The sequence below is a fragment of the Streptomyces sp. NPDC006544 genome (assembly GCF_040611715.1).
Taxonomy (GTDB): Bacteria; Actinomycetota; Actinomycetes; order Streptomycetales; family Streptomycetaceae; genus Streptomyces.
The window spans coordinates 1-16,724 of the sequence record NZ_JBEXOV010000044.1 but is presented as its reverse complement, the minus strand read 5'-3'; the positions used below and the strand labels follow the sequence as shown (position 1 = coordinate 16,724).

The window sequence follows — 16,724 nt, the reverse complement described above, 5'->3', positions numbered from 1 at the left end:
CTGCTCGGCTCACCCCAGTGTGGCGTGCGCCACTGACACACCCCGTCAGGAGCGGCGCGGGCCGCGGCCTTCGTCGTCCTCGTCGTCCCGGCGCCGGCCGAGCAGTTCGTCCGCCAGCGTGGGCAGGTCGTCGAGCGGGGTCTCCTCCGCCCAGTCCGAGCGCGCCCGGCGCGGGCGGCCGTCCTCGCCGGGGAGGGGCAGCTCGCGGGTCGCGTCGTTGCCGCCGTCCCGGAAGATGCCCGGCGGCACCCGGTCGGCCGGGTTCTCCGCGGGCCGCCGTGCCGTGGGCCGCGACGCGGAGTGCTGCACGCGCGGCGTCCCCGCCGCCGGGTTCGCGCCCGTACCGGCGCCCGTCCCCGGAGCGGTACGCGGACCCGCGCCCGGACCCGTGTCCGACGGGCGTACGGGAGGCAGGACGGCCGTCTCGTCGGCCGGGCCCGTCGCGCGGACGGGCGGCAGCACCGAGGTCTCGGCGGCCGGGTCGATCTTCGGGACGGGGACCGTCTGGGTGACGTCGTCCGGCTGCACGACCCGCTTGACCACCGGGGTCTCGACCGTCAGCGCGTCGTCGGGGTGCGGTTCCCCACGCCCGCGCGTGCCGGCCTCGCGCATGTCGGCCTCGCGCATGTCGGCCTTGCGCATGTCGGCCCTGGGCGCGTCCGCGGCCGCCGCGCCAGGTGAGGACGCGCCAGGTGCGGCCGCAGGCGGCGCGGGCACGGCGGGCACGCCCGGCACCGGCGCGGAAGCCGCGGCCCGCGCGGCCGAGGCCGCCGCGGCGGCGTTCGCCGCGGCCGCCACTTCGGCCGCCGAGGCCTCGGCCAGGCGCCGCGCCTCCTCAGCCTTCAGCAGGGCCTCTTCGGCCCGCCGCTGCTTCTCCACCCGGCGTTCCTCGGCCTCGGCACGCAGCCGGGACTCCTCCTCCGCCTGCCTGCGCAGCCGCTCCTGCTCGAGGGCGCGGGCCTTTTCCTCGGCCTCCCACCGCAGCCGCTCGGCCTCGGCCCGCTCACGGGCCTCCTCCTCGGCGCGCAGCCGCTCCTCGTGCTCCTTGCGGGCCGCCTCGGCCTCCGCCCTGGCCCGGGCCTCCTCGGCCTCGCGGGCCTTGCGGGCCTCTTCTTCGGCCAGCAGCCGGGCCTCTTCGGCCTTGCGCGCCGCCTCTTCCTCGGCCTTGCGCTTGGCCTCCTCCTCGGCACGCCGGCGGGCTTCCGCCTGCGCGGCCACCTCGGCCTCCGAGAGCGGGAGCATCCGGTCCAGCCGGTGGCGCACGACCGTGCTCACCGACTCCGGGTCCTGGCCCGCGTCGACCACCAGATAGCGCCCGGGGTCGGCCGCCGCCAGCGTCAGGAATCCGGCCCGCACCCGCTGGTGGAACTCCGCCGGCTCCGACTCGAGCCGGTCCGGCGCCTCCGTGAACCGCTCCCGGGCCGCCTCCGGCGACACGTCGAGCAGCACGGTCAGGTTCGGTACGAGGCCGTCGGTGGCCCAGCGCGAGATACGGGCGATCTCGGTCGGGGACAGGTCCCGTCCGGCGCCCTGATAGGCCACCGAGGAGTCGACGTAGCGGTCGGTGATGACGACCGCGCCGCGCTCCAGGGCGGGCCGTACGACGGTGTCCACGTGTTCGGCGCGGTCGGCCGCGTACAGCAGGGCCTCGGCGCGGTTCGAGAGTCCGGCGGAGGACACGTCGAGCAGGATCGAACGGAGCCGCTTGCCGACCGGGGTGGCTCCGGGCTCGCGCGTCACGACGACCTCGTGGCCCTTGCCGCGTATCCACTCGGCCAGCACTTCCACCTGGGTGGACTTGCCGGCGCCGTCGCCGCCCTCCAGGGCGATGAAGAACCCGGCGTCGGACGCGGCCTGCACCGGCTCCCCGCCGCGCAGCGCCTCCCGCAGGTCACGGCGCAGCGGTACGCCGCTGCGGTCGTCGGCCTTGGCCAGGACGACGACGGCGACCGGCAGCAGCAGGGCGCCGACGAGCATCAGGGTGAAGGCCGCGCCACCGTGCGCGAAGACGATCCCGCCGCCGGCCAGCCGGTGCGGGCCGATGCCCGCGGCCAGCAGCGGGGCGGCCACGGCTCCGACGGCCACCGCTACCCGTACGACGGCCTGCAGGTGCTCGGTGACCCGGGCCCGGCGGAACTCCTCGGTCTCCTGGTCCAGCAGCGTGTGCCCGGTACTGGCGGCGACGCCCGCGGCGGCGCCGGCGAGCAGCGACAGGAACAGCACGGTCGCGGTGTCGGGGACCAGGCCCGTCAGCAGCAGCGCCAGCCCGGCCACCGCGATGGCCAGGGCGAGCAGGCGGCGCCGGGACAGGCCGGGAAGGATCTTGCCGGCCTGGGTGGCCCGGATGCCGAGGGCGGTGCCGCCGAGCAGGGCCAGTACGGACAGCGAGAACGCGGCCGCTCCGCCCCCCAGGTCGGTGGCGTGCAGGACGGCCACGGCGGCGGCGGCGGCGACCGCTGCGGCGACGGCGGCGCAGGCGAGGACGAGCAGCGGGATGGCCCCCGTACGCCCCTTCTCGGGCCGGTCCCCCGCCTTGGGGGCGGGCAGCCCCTCCAACGGGGAGCGCGGCCGCGGGGTCTTCGTCGCGGGCAGTACCAGCGGGAGCAGCAGCGACACGGAGGCCGCGAAGAGGCCGGAGGCCACGTACGAGCCCAGCGCGGCCTGGTTGTCGGCGAACCAGCCGACGCCGAGGCCGAGGGCCTTGCCGATCAGGGTCGCGGCGAGCAGCGCGGCCGCCGCGACGGGCAGGGCCGCGAAGGAGGTACGGAGGTTCAGCCGGCGCAGGGCGTCGAGATGGTCCGGGAGCGGCCGCACGGCCGCGCCCTCCGGCGGCGGCTCGGGCAGCAGGGCGGGCGCCGCGCTGTCCTTGGCCAGCGCCCACAGCCGCTCGGCGGCGCCGGAGACGAAGACGGTGGCGAGCAGGGCGGTCAGTGCCTGGTCCGGAAGCCAGTCGAGCCACAGCGGGGCGACGACGAACAGGGCGAGCCGGATCCCGTCGGCGCCGATCATCGTCCAGCGGCGGTCCAGCTTGCCGCCGGGGGCGGTGAGCTGGGACAGGGGGCCCAGGAGGACGGCGCCGAACAGGACGGTGGCGAGCACGCGGACGCCGAAGACCGCGGCGACCGCCAGGGCCCAGCCGGTGTATCCACCGCCGAAGGCTTCCTGGTCCACGGCCGCCTGGAAGGCGAGCAGGACCAGGACCAGCAGGGCGAGGGCATCACCGATGCCGCTGACCAGTTGGGCGCTCCACAGCCGGCGGAGCCTGGGCGTGCGCAGCAGGGCGCGCACCGCCCGCTCGCGGGAGTCCGCGGCGAGGGCTTCGTCGTAGGTGGGGGTGGTGTCGGCGGTGGCGGTCACGACCGTTGGCTGCTCGGCTCGCGTCATCCGCCCAGCCTATCCGCTGCGCCTGGCGGGTGCGGAGCCCTGTGGACAAGGTCCGGTGTGACCCCCGACCCACCTCCGGGGCGGCGCCCCGGGGCCGCCCCGCCGCCGCCGGAAAGGGCAGGGCCCGTGCGCGTCGCACGGGCCCTGCCCTCACCCTCCGCGGGCCGGTACCGAACCGGGGTCCGGACCCGGGACTACTCGTCCGCCGGAACGGCGACCGCCTTCTTCGCGACCGTCTTCTTGGCGGCCGTCTTCACCGCGGCCGCCGTCTTCTTCGCCGTCGTCTTCTTGGCGGCAGCGGTCTTCGCCGTCGTCGCCTTCTTCGCCGGGGCCTTCTTGGCCGGAGCCTTCTTCGCGGGAGCCTTCTTGGCCGTCTTCTTCGCCGGCCCCTTCGCCCGCTTCTCCGCGAGCAGCTCGTAGCCCCGCTCGGGCGTGATCGTCTCGACGTCGTCGTCCCGCCGCAGCGTCGCGTTCGTCTCGCCGTCCGTCACGTACGGCCCGAAGCGGCCGTCCTTGACCACCACCGGCTTCTCGCTCACCGGGTCGGTGCCCAGCTCCTTCAGCGGAGGCTTGGCCGCCGCGCGCCCGCGCTGCTTCGGCTGCGCGTAGATCGCCAGCGCCTGCTCCAGCGTGATCGAGAACAGCTGGTCCTCGGTCTCCAGCGACCGCGAGTCCGTGCCCTTCTTCAGGTACGGGCCGTAGCGGCCGTTCTGCGCGGTGATGTCCACGCCCTCCGCGTCCACGCCCACGACGCGCGGCAGGGACATGAGGCGGAGCGCGTCCTCCAGCGTGACCGTGTCCAGGCTCATCGACGCGAACAGCGAGGCCGTCCGCGGCTTCACCGCGTTCTTGCCGGTCTTCGGCGTGCCCTCCGGCAGGATCTCCGTCACGTACGGCCCGTAGCGGCCGTCCTTCGCGACGATCTCGTTCCCGCTGATCGGGTCCTTGCCCAGCTCGAACTCGCCGCTCGGCTTCGCGAACAGCTCCTCCGCGTACTCCACGGTCAGCTCGTCCGGTGCCATCTCCTCCGGCACGTCCGCCCGCTGGTGGCCCTCGGAGTCCTTCTCGCCGCGCTCCACGTACGGCCCGTAGCGGCCGACGCGCAGCACGATGCCCTCGCCGACGGGGAAGGAGGAGATCTCCCGGGCGTCGATCGCGCCCAGGTCGGTCACCAGCTCCTTCAGGCCGCCGAGGTGGTCGCCGTCGGCCGGTACGACCTCGGTCGCGTCCTCCGAGCCGAAGTAGAACCGCTTCAGCCACGGCACGGACTGGGCCTCGCCCCGCGCGATGCGGTCGAGGTCGTCCTCCATCCTGGCCGTGAAGTCGTAGTCGACGAGCCGCCCGAAGTGCGTCTCCAGCAGGTTGACCACGGCGAACGACAGGAAGGACGGCACGAGCGCCGTGCCCTTCTTGAAGACGTATCCGCGGTCGAGGATCGTGCCGATGATCGACGCGTACGTCGACGGGCGGCCGATCTCGCGCTCCTCGAGCTCCTTGACCAGCGAGGCCTCGGTGTACCGGGCCGGAGGCTTGGTCGAGTGGCCGTCGGCGGTGATCTCCTCGGCCGACAGGGCGTCGCCCTCCGCGACCTGCGGGAGGCGCTTCTCGCGGTCGTCGAGCTCGGCGTTCGGGTCGTCGGCGCCCTCGACGTAGGCCTTCATGAAGCCGTGGAAGGTGATCGTCTTGCCGGACGCGGAGAACTCGGCGTCCCGGCCGTCCGCCGCGCGGCCGCCGATCTTCACGGTCACCGAGTTGCCGACCGCGTCCTTCATCTGGGAGGCGACGGTCCGCTTCCAGATGAGGTCGTACAGGCGGAACTGGTCGCCGGTCAGACCGGTCTCGGCGGGAGTGCGGAAACGGTCGCCCGAGGGGCGGATCGCCTCGTGCGCCTCCTGCGCGTTCTTGACCTTGCCGGCGTAGACGCGCGGCTTCTCCGGCAGGTACTCGGCGCCGTAGAGCTGCGTGACCTGCGCCCGCGCCGCCGACACCGCGGTGTCGGAGAGCGTGGTGGAGTCCGTACGCATATAGGTGATGAAGCCGTTCTCGTACAGCTTCTGCGCCACCTGCATCGTCGCCTTCGCCCCGAAGCCGAGCTTGCGCGAGGCCTCCTGCTGGAGCGTCGTCGTACGGAACGGGGCGTACGGGGAACGGCGGTACGGCTTGGACTCGACCGAGCGGACGGCGAACGCGGTCTGCTCCAGCGCGGCGGCCAGCGCCCGCGCGTTCGCCTCGTCGAGGTGCAGCACCTCGCTCTTGAGCTGCCCCGTCGAGCCGAAGTCGCGGCCCTGCGCGACACGCTTGCCGTCCACCGTGTTCAGGCGGGCGACCAGCGTGGAGGGGTCCGAGGCGTCACCGGCGCGGCCGGTGGAGAACGTGCCGGTCAGGTCCCAGTACTCGGCGGTGCGGAAGGCGATGCGCTCGCGCTCCTTCTCGACGACCATGCGGGTGGCGACCGACTGGACACGACCCGCCGACAGCTTCGGCATGACCTTCTTCCACAGGACCGGCGAGACCTCGTAGCCGTAGAGGCGGTCGAGGATGCGGCGGGTCTCCTGGGCGTCGACCATGCGCTGGTTGAGCTCGCGCGGGTTCGCGACGGCGTCGCGGATCGCGTCCTTGGTGATCTCGTGGAAGACCATCCGGTGGACGGGGACCTTGGGCTTGAGAACTTCCTGCAGGTGCCACGCGATGGCTTCGCCCTCGCGGTCCTCATCGGTGGCGAGGAAGAGTTCGTCGGACTCGGCCAGCAGCTCCTTGAGCTTCCTGACCTGGGCCTTCTTGTCGGCGTTGACGACGTAGATCGGCGCGAAGTCGTGTTCGACGTCCACACCGAGGCGACGGACCTCACCGGTGTACTTGTCGGGAACCTCGGCCGCGCCGCTGGGGAGGTCGCGGATGTGCCCGACGCTCGCCTCGACGACGTATCCCGGGCCGAGGTAGCCCTTGATCGTCTTCGCCTTGGCAGGGGACTCGACGATGACGAGTCGGCGGCCGCCCTTTGCGGTCTCGCTAGTCGGGGACAACTTGGCTCTTCTCTCCGGTCGGCACACGGTCGCGGTACGGCGACGCTGCGGAGTGTGACGGTACAACCCGCCCCCGTGTCAAACGGCAGAAGCCCGCAACGGCCACTCGAACGGTAACCCGACAAGTGCCATTTCTGCCGCCCGGATGCCGCGCCAGGCCCTCCGCGATCACCGGGCCGAGTGGCCGAAGGGCCGTCTGGCCCCGCCCCCGCACCCCTCTTCACATCGGCGTTTACGTCCTGACGCGCTCCTCGGGGGGAACCGCGGCGAAACCCGGCGCGCCGCTCGCGAGCGCGCCCGCCCACCCGTCCCGCGGGCCGCGCATCCCGTTCCGCGGGTGCGCCGCGGCCCCGTTCCGCGGGCCCGCGGCGCCGCGCGGGCCCGCCGCGGCGGCGGGAAAGCCTCGACAGCGGGAAAGCGGCGGCCCGCCGTCCGCAGGCCTTCCGACCGGATTCCGGATTCCGCATTCCGGGCTGGCGCCCGTCCCCACCCACACCGGAACGCGGCTCCGGAAGGCTCGGCCCGCGGGCTAGGCCTCCGGCGACGGCTGCGTGAGCGGCTCCAGGAACCCCTGCTCCACCAGCATCCGGATCGCCTCCGGCGTCCGGTCCCTCAGGACCACCGGGTCCTCTTCCACCAGCTGCGCGATCGCGTCCAGGATCCGGCCCGCGCTCAGTGATCCGTCACACACCCCGGCGAAGCCGGCGCCGACCGTGTCGACCTTGGTCGCGCGGCGCATCCCCCGGTTCTGCCGGAGCACCACGTGTTCCGGATCCTCCGCGCCGGGCGCGCCGACCTGCTCCTGCACGATCTCCTCGGCCAGCTGGAAATAGCCCTCCAGCAGGGCCGCGTCATCGTGGTCCCGGAGGTAGTCCTGCCGGGCGAAGTGCGCGAGGACGGCCTCTCCGAGCGGCTGTTCCACCGAGTGCGGCCATTCCTCGACCACGATCGACGACTCGGCCGCCTCGCTGCGCCGCAGCGTGATCCAGCCGAATCCGACCGCCTTGGTCTTGCGGGCCTCGAACTCGTCCAGCCAGTCCTCGTAGCGCCGCTCGTACGCGGCGGGGTCGCTGCGGTGGTCCCCCGCGTCGCGCAGCCACAACTCCGCGTACTGCGTGACGTCCTGCACGTCACGCTGCACGATCCAGGCGTCGCAGCCGCGCGGCACCCAGCCCCGCACCCGGTCGTGCCAGTCCTCGCCGTCCACGTGCTGCCAGTTGCCGAGGAACTGCGCGTAACCGCCCGGGTTGAGCCGGGCTCCGGCCTCCTGGACCAGCGTCCGGCACAGGTCGTCGCCGCCCATCCCGCCGTCCCGGTACGTCAGCCGGGCGCCGGGCGAGATCACGAACGGCGGATTCGACACGATCAGGTCGTACGTGGCCCCGCCGACGGGCTCGAACAGCGATCCGGCGAGCAGCTCGGCCTCCGGGGCCCCCGACAGCGCCAGGGTCAACCGGGTGAACTCCAGGGCCCGGGGGTTGACGTCGGTCGCCGTGACCCGGGTGGCGTGCTGGGCGGCGTGCAGCGCCTGGATCCCCGAGCCGGTGCCGACGTCGAGGGCCGAGGCGACCGGCGTCCGGACGGTGATCGCGGCCAGCGTGGTGGACGCGCCGCCGACTCCGAGGACCACGCCCTCCTCGCGGCTGCCGATCCCGCCGGCCCCGCCGACGGCGCAGCCGAGGTCGGAGACGATGAACCAGTCCTCGCCCTCCGGCCCTCCGTACGGGCGGACGTCCACCACGGCGCGCACCGTGTCCTCGCCGTCGGCGGCCTCCTCCCGGCGCAGCCAGCCGTCGGCCAACGCCGCCTCGAGGGGCAGCGCGGCCGAGGCGTGCACGGCCGGCACGGACTGCTGGAGGAGGAACAGCCGGACGAGGATCGCGAGCGGTCCGTCGCCGCCGCCGCGCGTTGCGCGCAGCGCGGGAACCGTCTCGCTGCGGGCGAGCGCCGCGTAGGCGGGGGCGCCGAGCAGGTCGAGCAGTCCGTCGGCGGTGAAACCGGCGGCGAGCATCGCGGCGCGGAGCTCGGCGGCGCGGTCGGACGAGGGGAGGCGGGCGGGCAGACCGGAGGGAAGGCTGGTGGTACTCACCCGTCCATTGTGGCCGCTGCCACCGGCATTCCCCGCGCCACACGGCCTTCGGCGTGGGCGCCCGTCGCCCTCCGGGAGCCGGCGTCCGGCCCGGTGCCGCCGGGCGGAACGCCGCCCGGGCGCAGCTCCGTACTCACCGGCAGGCTCCGGAACCCGGAACGCGACGGGGCGGCCGGGGTCCCGAAGGATCCCGGCCGCCCCGGTCCGCCGACGCGGTCGGCTGGGCGGCAGCCCGTGCCGGGCCTAGGACTTCGCCGGTGACGGGGTCGTCACCTGGCAGCCCTTCTGGCCGTTCATCGCCTTGTCGAGGCCGCCCGCCTTGAGCTGGTCGAGCGCGTCCTTGCCACCCTTGGTCGCTTCTTCCAGGCCGCCCGCCACGTCCTTGAGGCCCTCGGCGAACTTGCCCTGGTCCTTGGGGTCGAGGGCGTCCATCTTCGCCTTCAGGGCGGTGTACCCCTGCGACGTCGCCTCGAAGCCCGTGACCGCGGCGGTCTGGGTGTTCTGGCCGTCCTTGACCGGCGGAACACCCGCCCCCTGCAAGGCCGCACCCATCGACTTGTACGCCTCGGACATGGTCCCGAAGGCCGCCGAGTCGGTCGACTGGACCTCCTCGGGCTTGCTGCTCTCGGTCGCCACCCGCTTGATGTCCGTGTTGGCCTGCTCGATCTTCTTGAGCTCGGGCTGCCAGCTGTCACAGACCTTCTTGGCCCAGGCGTCGGTCTTCTTGTCGCCGTCGTCCCCGCCGCAGCCGGACAGGACGAGCATGAGCACCGCACCGCCCGACACCGCGGCCGCAAGCTTCTTGTTCACCGGATTGGTCCCTTCGAAGACTCTCGGCCGGAAGATACACGCCCTCCATCCGGGAAACACAAAGGCGGACGGACGGCGCGTCAGTCCGCGCCGCCCGTCCGCCGTTCGGGCGTACGATCGAGAGTCCGATCAGGTGCCCCGGTGTGCTGGGTTCAGGACGAGACCACCGTCGCCGGATCGGCCGACTGGCCCACCCGCTCGGCCGTCCCGGTCCCGCCGGCGTTCTCGTTCTCGCCCTCGCCCTCCTCGCCGACCGCGATGCCGCGGCGCTTGGAGACGTACACCGCGCCGACGATGACGCCGATCGCGAGGACCGCGACCACGGCCCGCACGATCGGGTTGGCGTCCGCGCCGTAGCTGAACTGCACGACGGCCGGGGCGATCAGCAGCGCCACCAGGTTCATGACCTTGAGCAGCGGGTTGATGGCCGGACCGGCGGTGTCCTTGAACGGGTCGCCGACGGTGTCGCCGATGACGACGGCCTCGTGGGCCGCACTGCCCTTGCCGCCGTGGTGCCCGTCCTCGACGAGCTTCTTCGCGTTGTCCCACGCACCACCGGAGTTGGCGAGGAAGACCGCCATCAGCGTGCCCGTGCCAATGGCTCCGGCCAGGAAGGACCCGAGCGCGCCGACGCCGAGCGAGAATCCGATGGCGATGGGGGTGAGGACCGCGAGCAGGCCGGGCGTGGCGAGTTCGCGCAGCGCGTCCTTGGTGCAGATGTCCACGACCCGGCCGTATTCGGGCTTCTCGGTGTAGTCCATGATCCCGGGGTGCTCGCGGAACTGCCTGCGCACCTCGTAGACCACCGCGCCGGCCGAGCGGGCGACGGCGTTGATGGCGAGGCCGGAGAACAGGAACACGACCGCCGCGCCCAGGATCAGGCCGACCAGGTTGTTGGGCTGCGCGATGTCCAGGCTGAGGTTCATCTCCCCGGCCTTGGCACCGACCTCCCTGACCGCGTTCGCGATGGCGTCGTTGTACGAGCCGAAGAGCGCGGCCGCGGCCAGCACGGCCGTGGCGATGGCGATGCCCTTGGTGATGGCCTTGGTGGTGTTGCCCACGGCGTCCAGGTCGGTCAGGACCTGCGCACCGGCGCCCTCGACGTCGCCGGACATCTCCGCGATGCCCTGGGCGTTGTCGGAGACCGGCCCGAAGGTGTCCATGGCGACGATGACGCCCACGGTGGTGAGCAGGCCGGTGCCGGCCAGGGCCACGGCGAAGAGCGCCAGCATGATCGAGGTGCCGCCGAGCAGGAACGCCCCGTAGACGCCGAGGCCGATGAGCAGCGCCGTGTAGACGGCGGACTCCAGGCCCACGGAGATGCCGGCGAGGACGACGGTGGCCGCGCCGGTCAGGGAGGACTTGCCGATGTCCCGGACGGGACGGCGGTTGGTCTCGGTGAAGTAGCCGGTGAGCTGCTGGATCAGGGCCGCGAGCACGATGCCGATGGCGACGGCGACCAGGGCCAGGATCCGCGGGTCGCCGGAGTGGGCGAGGATCGCGGCGTCGTCGACGCCGACGAGCTCCTTGTAGGTGTCCGGCAGATACGTGTAGACGGCGATCCCGACGAGCACCAGCGAGATGACCGCGGAGATGAAGAACCCGCGGTTGATGGCGGTCATTCCGCTGCGGTCGGTGCGCCGCGGGGAGACCGCGAAGATGCCGATCATCGCGGTGACGACCCCGATGGCGGGGACGATCAGCGGGAAGGCCAGGCCCAGGTCGCCGAAGGCGGCCTTGCCGAGGATGAGGGCCGCCACGAGGGTGACGGCGTACGACTCGAAGAGGTCGGCGGCCATCCCCGCGCAGTCTCCGACGTTGTCGCCCACGTTGTCGGCGATGGTCGCGGCATTGCGCGGGTCGTCCTCCGGAATGCCCTGCTCGACCTTGCCGACCAGGTCGGCGCCGACGTCGGCGGCCTTGGTGAAGATGCCGCCGCCCACGCGCATGAACATGGCGATCAGGGCGGCGCCGAGTCCGAAGCCCTCCAGGACCTTGGGGGCGTCGGCGGCGTAGACGAGCACGACGCAGGACGCGCCGAGCAGGCCGAGGCCGACGGTGAACATGCCCACCACGCCGCCGGTGCGGAACGCGATCCGCATGGCCTTGTGGGAGACCTCGGTCAGGTCCTTGGCGGGCTCGCCCTCGGCGGGGGTGGCCTCGCGGGCGGCCGCGGCGACGCGGACGTTGGCGCGGACCGCGAGGCGCATGCCGATGTAGCCGGTGGCGGCGGAGAAGAGCGCGCCGACCAGGAAGAAGGCGGAGCGTCCCGACCGCTGGGTCCAGTCGTCGGCGGGAAGCAGGAAGAGCAGGAAGAACACGACGACGGCGAACACGCCGAGCGTGCGCAGCTGCCGGCCGAGGTAGGCGTTGGCGCCTTCCTGGACCGCGGCGGCGATCTCCTTCATGGATGCGGTGCCCTCGTCGGCGGCGAGGACCTGGCGGACCAGGATCTGCGCGACGACGAGCGCGGCGACGGCGACGGCCGCGATGACGATCACGATGAGCCGGTTGTCATCGGTGAGTACTGCGGATGCCAGGTCAGTGGTGCGACCGGGCGCGATAGGGGTGAAGAGCCCCGTCATTCGTCCTCCTTGACGTGATGAGCTCAAGATGTGGACGGATTGTAGGGAGCGCGGCGGGATCAAAACAGTACGCGGGAAACCGAATTGGCCTGCACTTGCTCCTCACCAATAGATCCGGTCACTCCATTACCCTCGAAAGAAGTAATGGGGCAAAGGCATTGACGCCTGATCATCGATCTAGGAAATAGCCGGGGTCCGACTTCAGAATTGATCTACGGCGCCTCAAAAAACCCTGCTCGGCAGGCCTTTGAATAAGATCAGAAGATACGTCGGCACACGCGTCGGGAGATCGCCGGAAGCCCCTGCCCCGGGATCTCCCGGGCCCTACCGGGACCCGCCCGGCCTCCCGTCGGCAGCCGGGCCGTCTCCGAAACCCACCGCAGCGCGCCGCCACCCGGCGGGCACGGACGGCGCGAGGCGCGTGCGGGGCCGGTACGGGGAGGAGGGGGCGGAGGGGCGGAAGGGGCGGAGGGGGTGCAGGGGGCGCAGGGGGAAGGGAGGCGGAGGAGGGGGGCCGGAACGGGTCGGGGGCGCGCAGCGTGATCGCCGGGGCGGGGCGAGGCCGCCCCGGACTCGCCGGGGCACGGCAAAGCCCGGCCGGAGCCCGGTGGGGGGCGGCGGCCAGGTGGGGCGGCGGCCCGGTGGAGGCGGCGGCCCGGCCGGGGCAGCGCGGAGGCGGCGGGGAACTGGTCCGTGAGGCGCTGGCGCGGCCGCGGCTGGCTGGCGGGGGAACCCGGAGTCGCCGAAGCGCCCGACGGCCCGCAGGGCGTCGGGGCACCCCCTCAGGGGCTACGGCAGGTCGGAGGCCCCCGAGACGGGCCACCTCATCCGAATGGTCCCGCCCGCCTCACCGCTGAGCACCTCGACGTCGTCGACCAGACCGCTGATCACGGCGAGGCCCATTTCGTCCTCGCCCTCGACATCGGGGTCCAGAACGGCCTCGATCCCGGGCATGCCGGCGCCCGGACCATGGGCCGGCCCGGGCACCTCGTCGCCGACCTCGATGGAGAACACCTTCTCCTCCTCGGTCAGCACGACCCGGACGGGCGCGTTCAGCCCGTTGTTGCGGTGCAGTCCGACGGCGCGCGAGCAGGCCTCGCCCACGGCGAGGCGGACCTCGTCGAGGACGGCTTCCTCCACGCCCGCCCGCCGCGCCACGGCGGCCGCGACCAGGCGGGCCGTCCGGACGTGTTCGGGCTGGGCGCTGAAGCGCAGTTCAACGGTGGCCATGCGCGTCCCCCTCGGACTACGGGCGTGCCTTACAGGGGCCCGGACCGCCTGTGGCCCGGTGCCCCCCGCTCCTCATCGGCCGTTTCGCCGCGAGGGCCGTCAGTCGGTAGCGCTGACGGCCTCGTCCACCGAGTTGTGGATCGGGAACACCTTGGTCAGACCGGTGATTCGGAAGATCTTCAGAATGCGCTCCTGGTTGCAGACCAGACGCAGCGAGCCCTCGTGCGCGCGGACGCGCTTGAGGCCTCCCACGAGCACACCAAGTCCGGTGGAGTCGAGGAAGTCGACCCCCTCCATGTCGACAACCAGGTGGTAGCTGCCGTCGTTCACCAACTCGACCAACTGCTCGCGCAGCTTGGGCGCGGTATACACATCAATCTCGCCACCGACCACCACGACCGTACGGTCGCCGACAGTGCGAGTCGACAGGGACAGGTCCACGGATCCTCCAGCACCTTGCTATCGAGCGGCGCCCCCCAGGGGCCTCGCCACCCGAAGGTATGCGAGGGATTGGCTGCCGCGATGGCATTCAATCACTTACCGGCAGGCGTGCACGACGCCTTGGGACCATTGTCCCGCACGCCAGTGACACACTCGGTTCCAATGGCCAACACTCACCGTCCCGGTCGGCCCACGGCTCCCGCGGACGCTCGACCCACTCCCGGCACGGTCCTGGACCGGCTGTCACGGGGGCCTTCCCGGGCTGCGCGCATCACCCATACGGAGCACTTGCCCCCTCGGGAGGGCCGTCATGCAGTTTGGCCTGATCGCATCCGAACGGATGTCGTGGCGGCGATCGAGGCGGCCGGGATCGGCCACCCGTGGGAACACCAGGCGGCCGCCGCCGAGCACGCCCTCGACGGCGAGTCGGTGGTCGTCGCCACCGGAACCGCCTCCGGGAAGTCGCTGGCCTACCTCGCGCCCGTGCTGTCCGCCCTGGCCGACGGCGCGGAGGCACCCAACGGGCGCGGCGCGACCGCCCTGTACCTGTCCCCGACGAAGGCACTGGCCGCCGACCAGCGTCGCGCCGTACGGGAACTGGCCGGTCCGCTCGGCAACGCGATCCGCCCCGCCGTCTACGACGGGGACACGCCCGTGGAGGAACGCGAGTGGGTGCGCCAGTACGCCAACTACGTCCTCACCAATCCCGACATGCTGCACCGCGGGATCCTCCCGGCCCACCCGCGCTGGTCCGCCTTCCTGCGGTCCCTGCGCTACGTCGTGATCGACGAGTGCCACACCTACCGGGGCGTCTTCGGCTCCCACGTGGCCCAGGTCCTGCGCCGCCTGCGGCGGCTGTGCGCCCGCTACGGCTCCGATCCCGTCTTCCTGCTGGCATCGGCCACGGCGAGCGACCCGGGGGCCGCTGCGGGCCGCCTGACGGGCCTGCCGGTGGTCGAGATCACCGGGGACGCCTCTCCGCGCGGCGAGGTCGTCTTCGCCCTGTGGGAGCCGCCCCTGACCGACCTCAGGGGCGAGAGGGGCGCACCCGTACGCCGTACGGCCACCGCCGAGACGGCCGACCTCCTGACGGACCTGGTCGTCCAGGGCGTCCGTACGGTCGCCTTCGTCCGCTCCCGGCGCGGCGCCGAGCTGATCGCCGTCATCGCCCAGGAGCGGCTCGCCTCCGTCGACCGCTCGCTGCCCGGGCGCGTCGCGGCCTACCGCGGCGGCTACCTGCCCGAGGAGCGGCGGGCCCTGGAGCGGGCCCTGCACTCGGGCGAACTGCTCGGCCTGGCCGCCACGACCGCCCTGGAGCTGGGCGTGGACGTCTCCGGGCTCGACGCCGTCCTGATCACCGGCTACCCGGGCACCCGCGCCTCCCTGTGGCAGCAGGCCGGCCGGGCCGGGCGCGCCGGACAGGGGGCGCTGGCAATCCTGATCGCCCGCGACGACCCGCTGGACACCTACCTGGTCCACCACCCCGAGGCCCTCTTCCAGCGGCCCGTGGAGGCGACGGTCCTCGATCCCGACAACCCGTACGTCCTGGCCCCGCACCTGTGCGCGGCCGCGGCGGAGCTGCCCCTGACCGAGTCCGACCTCGTCCTCTTCGGTCCGGCGGCGCGCGAGCTCCTGCCGCAGCTGGAAGCGGCGAAGCTGCTGCGCCGGCGGGCCACGGCCTGGCACTGGACCCGCCGCGAGCGGGCCTCCGACCTCACCGACATCCGGGGCGCCGGCGGCCGCCCGGTCCAGATCGTCGAGTCCTCCACCGGCCGGCTGCTGGGGACCGTCGACGAGGCCGCCTCCCACACGGCCGTCCACGGCGGGGCCGTCCACCTCCACCAGGGCCGCACCTACCTCGTGAAGCGCCTGGACCTGGAGGATTCGGTGGCCCTCGTCGAGGAGGCCAACCCTCCGTTCTCCACGACGGCCCGCGACACGACCGCGATCTCCGTCCTGGAAACCGAGACGGAGGTCGCCTGGGGCCGGGGGCGGCTCTGTTTCGGCTCCGTGGAAGTCACCCACCAGGTCGTTTCCTACCTGCGCCGCAAACTGATCACCGGCGAGGTGCTCGGCGAGGCGAAGCTGGACCTGCCGCCCCGCACCCTGCGCACCAGGGCCGTGTGGTGGACGGTCACCGAGGACCAGCTCGACGAGGCCCGGATCAACCCGGAGATCCTCGGCGGCGCCCTGCACGCCGCCGAACACGCCTCCATCGGCCTGCTCCCGCTCTTCGCCACCTGCGACCGCTGGGACATCGGCGGGGTCTCCGTCCCGCTGCATCCCGACACCCTCCTTCCGACGGTCTTCGTCTACGACGGCCACCCGGGCGGCGCCGGGTTCGCGGAACGCGCCTTCCACACGGCCCACGCCTGGCTGACGGCGACCCGCGACGCCATCGCCGCCTGCGAGTGCGAGGCCGGCTGCCCGTCCTGCATCCAGTCCCCGAAGTGCGGCAACGGCAACGACCCCCTCCACAAACGCGGCGCCGTCCGCCTCCTCACCCGCCTCCTGGAAGAAGCCCCCACTCCCTGACCGCGCACCGCCGCCACCGCTCCTCAGCCGGGCTCCCGAGCAAGCGGCGGGCCCGCCCGGGAGCGGAGTTCCGGCGCGAAGCGGCCCGTCGGAGCGCGAGCCCGGACCTCGGCGACCTCGCCCGACAGCACGCACGCGGTGACCCGCGCGCCCTGCGCCGCCGCCACCCTTACGGCGGTGGCACAGGCGGTCTCCGGTCCGTGGGCCCAGGTCGCCGCCGCGGCGAGGGCCGCCAGGTCCGCGGCCGCCGCGGCGCGATGGCGGGCCACGACCGCCTGCCCCAGCAGCAGCACCCCGCCGAAGACAGCCACCAGCACGGTCGCCACCACCACCCCCCACACGGTGGCCGACCCCCGGTCCCGGTCGCGGGCCGGGGCCCGGTCCCCCGTCATGGCGGAGGTCCCACGGAGTCCTCCGCGAGGGCGGCCGCCCTCGCGGTGAGGCGGACCGGGAGGGTGGCCGGACCCGGGGCGGGGGCCGACACCAGGACCCGCCACAGGTCTCCCGTCCGCGAGAGCTCCACCCGGGCGCCGGGCGGGGCGGCCGCCTCCGCGCCGACCCAGACGACCATCCAGGTGCCTCCCCGTCGACATGCTGAGGCTGGTTTGAGCGTCCTCGGAGCAATCA

10 protein-coding genes are annotated in these 16,724 nt (G+C 73.2%); 1 reads left to right on the top strand and 9 read right to left on the bottom strand.

Features of this window, described 5'->3' with window-relative positions; translation table 11 throughout:
* Positions 1-45: 45 nt before the first annotated feature.
* The 7 genes from tmk to bldG all read right to left on the bottom strand — a co-directional run bounded on the left by tmk (position 46) and on the right by bldG (position 13,562).
* Complete coding sequence (gene tmk / locus ABZY44_RS20860; RefSeq protein WP_356655889.1) at positions 46-3,384, bottom strand: dTMP kinase; 3,339 nt, start codon at positions 3,382-3,384, stop codon at positions 46-48.
* Positions 3,385-3,578: 194 nt separating this feature from the next.
* Positions 3,579-6,407, bottom strand: coding sequence for a type I DNA topoisomerase (topA, locus tag ABZY44_RS20855; protein ID WP_356655887.1), 2,829 nt, complete (start codon positions 6,405-6,407; stop codon positions 3,579-3,581).
* 529 nt (positions 6,408-6,936) lie between these two features.
* Positions 6,937-8,418, bottom strand: a complete 1,482-nt coding sequence (locus tag ABZY44_RS20850; RefSeq protein WP_356655962.1) for a methyltransferase — start codon at positions 8,416-8,418, stop codon at positions 6,937-6,939.
* Between the two features lie 321 nt (positions 8,419-8,739).
* A complete protein-coding gene (locus tag ABZY44_RS20845; RefSeq protein ID WP_356655885.1) occupies positions 8,740-9,306 on the bottom strand; it encodes a small secreted protein in 567 nt (188 codons plus the stop codon).
* Between the two features lie 152 nt (positions 9,307-9,458).
* On the bottom strand, positions 9,459-11,891 hold the full coding sequence (locus ABZY44_RS20840; RefSeq protein WP_356655883.1) for a sodium-translocating pyrophosphatase: 2,433 nt from the start codon (positions 11,889-11,891) through the stop codon (positions 9,459-9,461).
* Positions 11,892-12,680: 789 nt separating this feature from the next.
* On the bottom strand, positions 12,681-13,121 hold the full coding sequence (locus ABZY44_RS20835; protein ID WP_356655881.1) for an ATP-binding protein: 441 nt from the start codon (positions 13,119-13,121) through the stop codon (positions 12,681-12,683).
* Positions 13,122-13,220: 99 nt separating this feature from the next.
* A complete protein-coding gene (gene bldG / locus ABZY44_RS20830; RefSeq protein WP_356655879.1) occupies positions 13,221-13,562 on the bottom strand; it encodes an anti-sigma factor antagonist BldG in 342 nt (113 codons plus the stop codon).
* Positions 13,563-13,643: 81 nt separating this feature from the next.
* Here bldG and ABZY44_RS20825 point away from each other — a divergent pair, with 81 nt between their 5' ends.
* Positions 13,644-16,097: a DEAD/DEAH box helicase gene (locus tag ABZY44_RS20825; protein ID WP_356655877.1), complete on the top strand. Its 2,454-nt coding sequence runs from the start codon at positions 13,644-13,646 to the stop codon at positions 16,095-16,097.
* Positions 16,098-16,120: 23 nt separating this feature from the next.
* Here the strand turns inward: ABZY44_RS20825 and ABZY44_RS20820 are convergent, their stop codons facing one another.
* On the bottom strand, positions 16,121-16,489 hold the full coding sequence (locus tag ABZY44_RS20820; RefSeq protein ID WP_356655875.1) for an Rv3654c family TadE-like protein: 369 nt from the start codon (positions 16,487-16,489) through the stop codon (positions 16,121-16,123).
* Positions 16,486-16,668: a hypothetical protein gene (locus ABZY44_RS20815; RefSeq protein ID WP_356655873.1), complete on the bottom strand. Its 183-nt coding sequence runs from the start codon at positions 16,666-16,668 to the stop codon at positions 16,486-16,488. Before ABZY44_RS20815 ends, ABZY44_RS20820 begins: the two co-directional genes overlap by 4 nt.
* Positions 16,669-16,724: the final 56 nt, after the last annotated feature.

What these genes read in the sequence shown, in the direction of transcription:
- tmk (WP_356655889.1), bottom strand. Translation starts at nt 3,384, where the DNA reads ATGACGCGAGCCGAGCAGCCAACGGTCGTGACCGCCACCGCCGACACC.
- ABZY44_RS20850 (WP_356655962.1), bottom strand. Translation starts at nt 8,418, where the DNA reads ATGCTCGCCGCCGGTTTCACCGCCGACGGACTGCTCGACCTGCTCGGC.
- ABZY44_RS20840 (WP_356655883.1), bottom strand. Translation starts at nt 11,891, where the DNA reads ATGACGGGGCTCTTCACCCCTATCGCGCCCGGTCGCACCACTGACCTG.
- ABZY44_RS20835 (WP_356655881.1), bottom strand. Translation starts at nt 13,121, where the DNA reads ATGGCCACCGTTGAACTGCGCTTCAGCGCCCAGCCCGAACACGTCCGG.
- ABZY44_RS20825 (WP_356655877.1), top strand. Translation starts at nt 13,644, where the DNA reads ATGGCATTCAATCACTTACCGGCAGGCGTGCACGACGCCTTGGGACCA.
- ABZY44_RS20820 (WP_356655875.1), bottom strand. Translation starts at nt 16,489, where the DNA reads ATGACGGGGGACCGGGCCCCGGCCCGCGACCGGGACCGGGGGTCGGCC.
- ABZY44_RS20815 (WP_356655873.1), bottom strand. Translation starts at nt 16,668, where the DNA reads ATGGTCGTCTGGGTCGGCGCGGAGGCGGCCGCCCCGCCCGGCGCCCGG.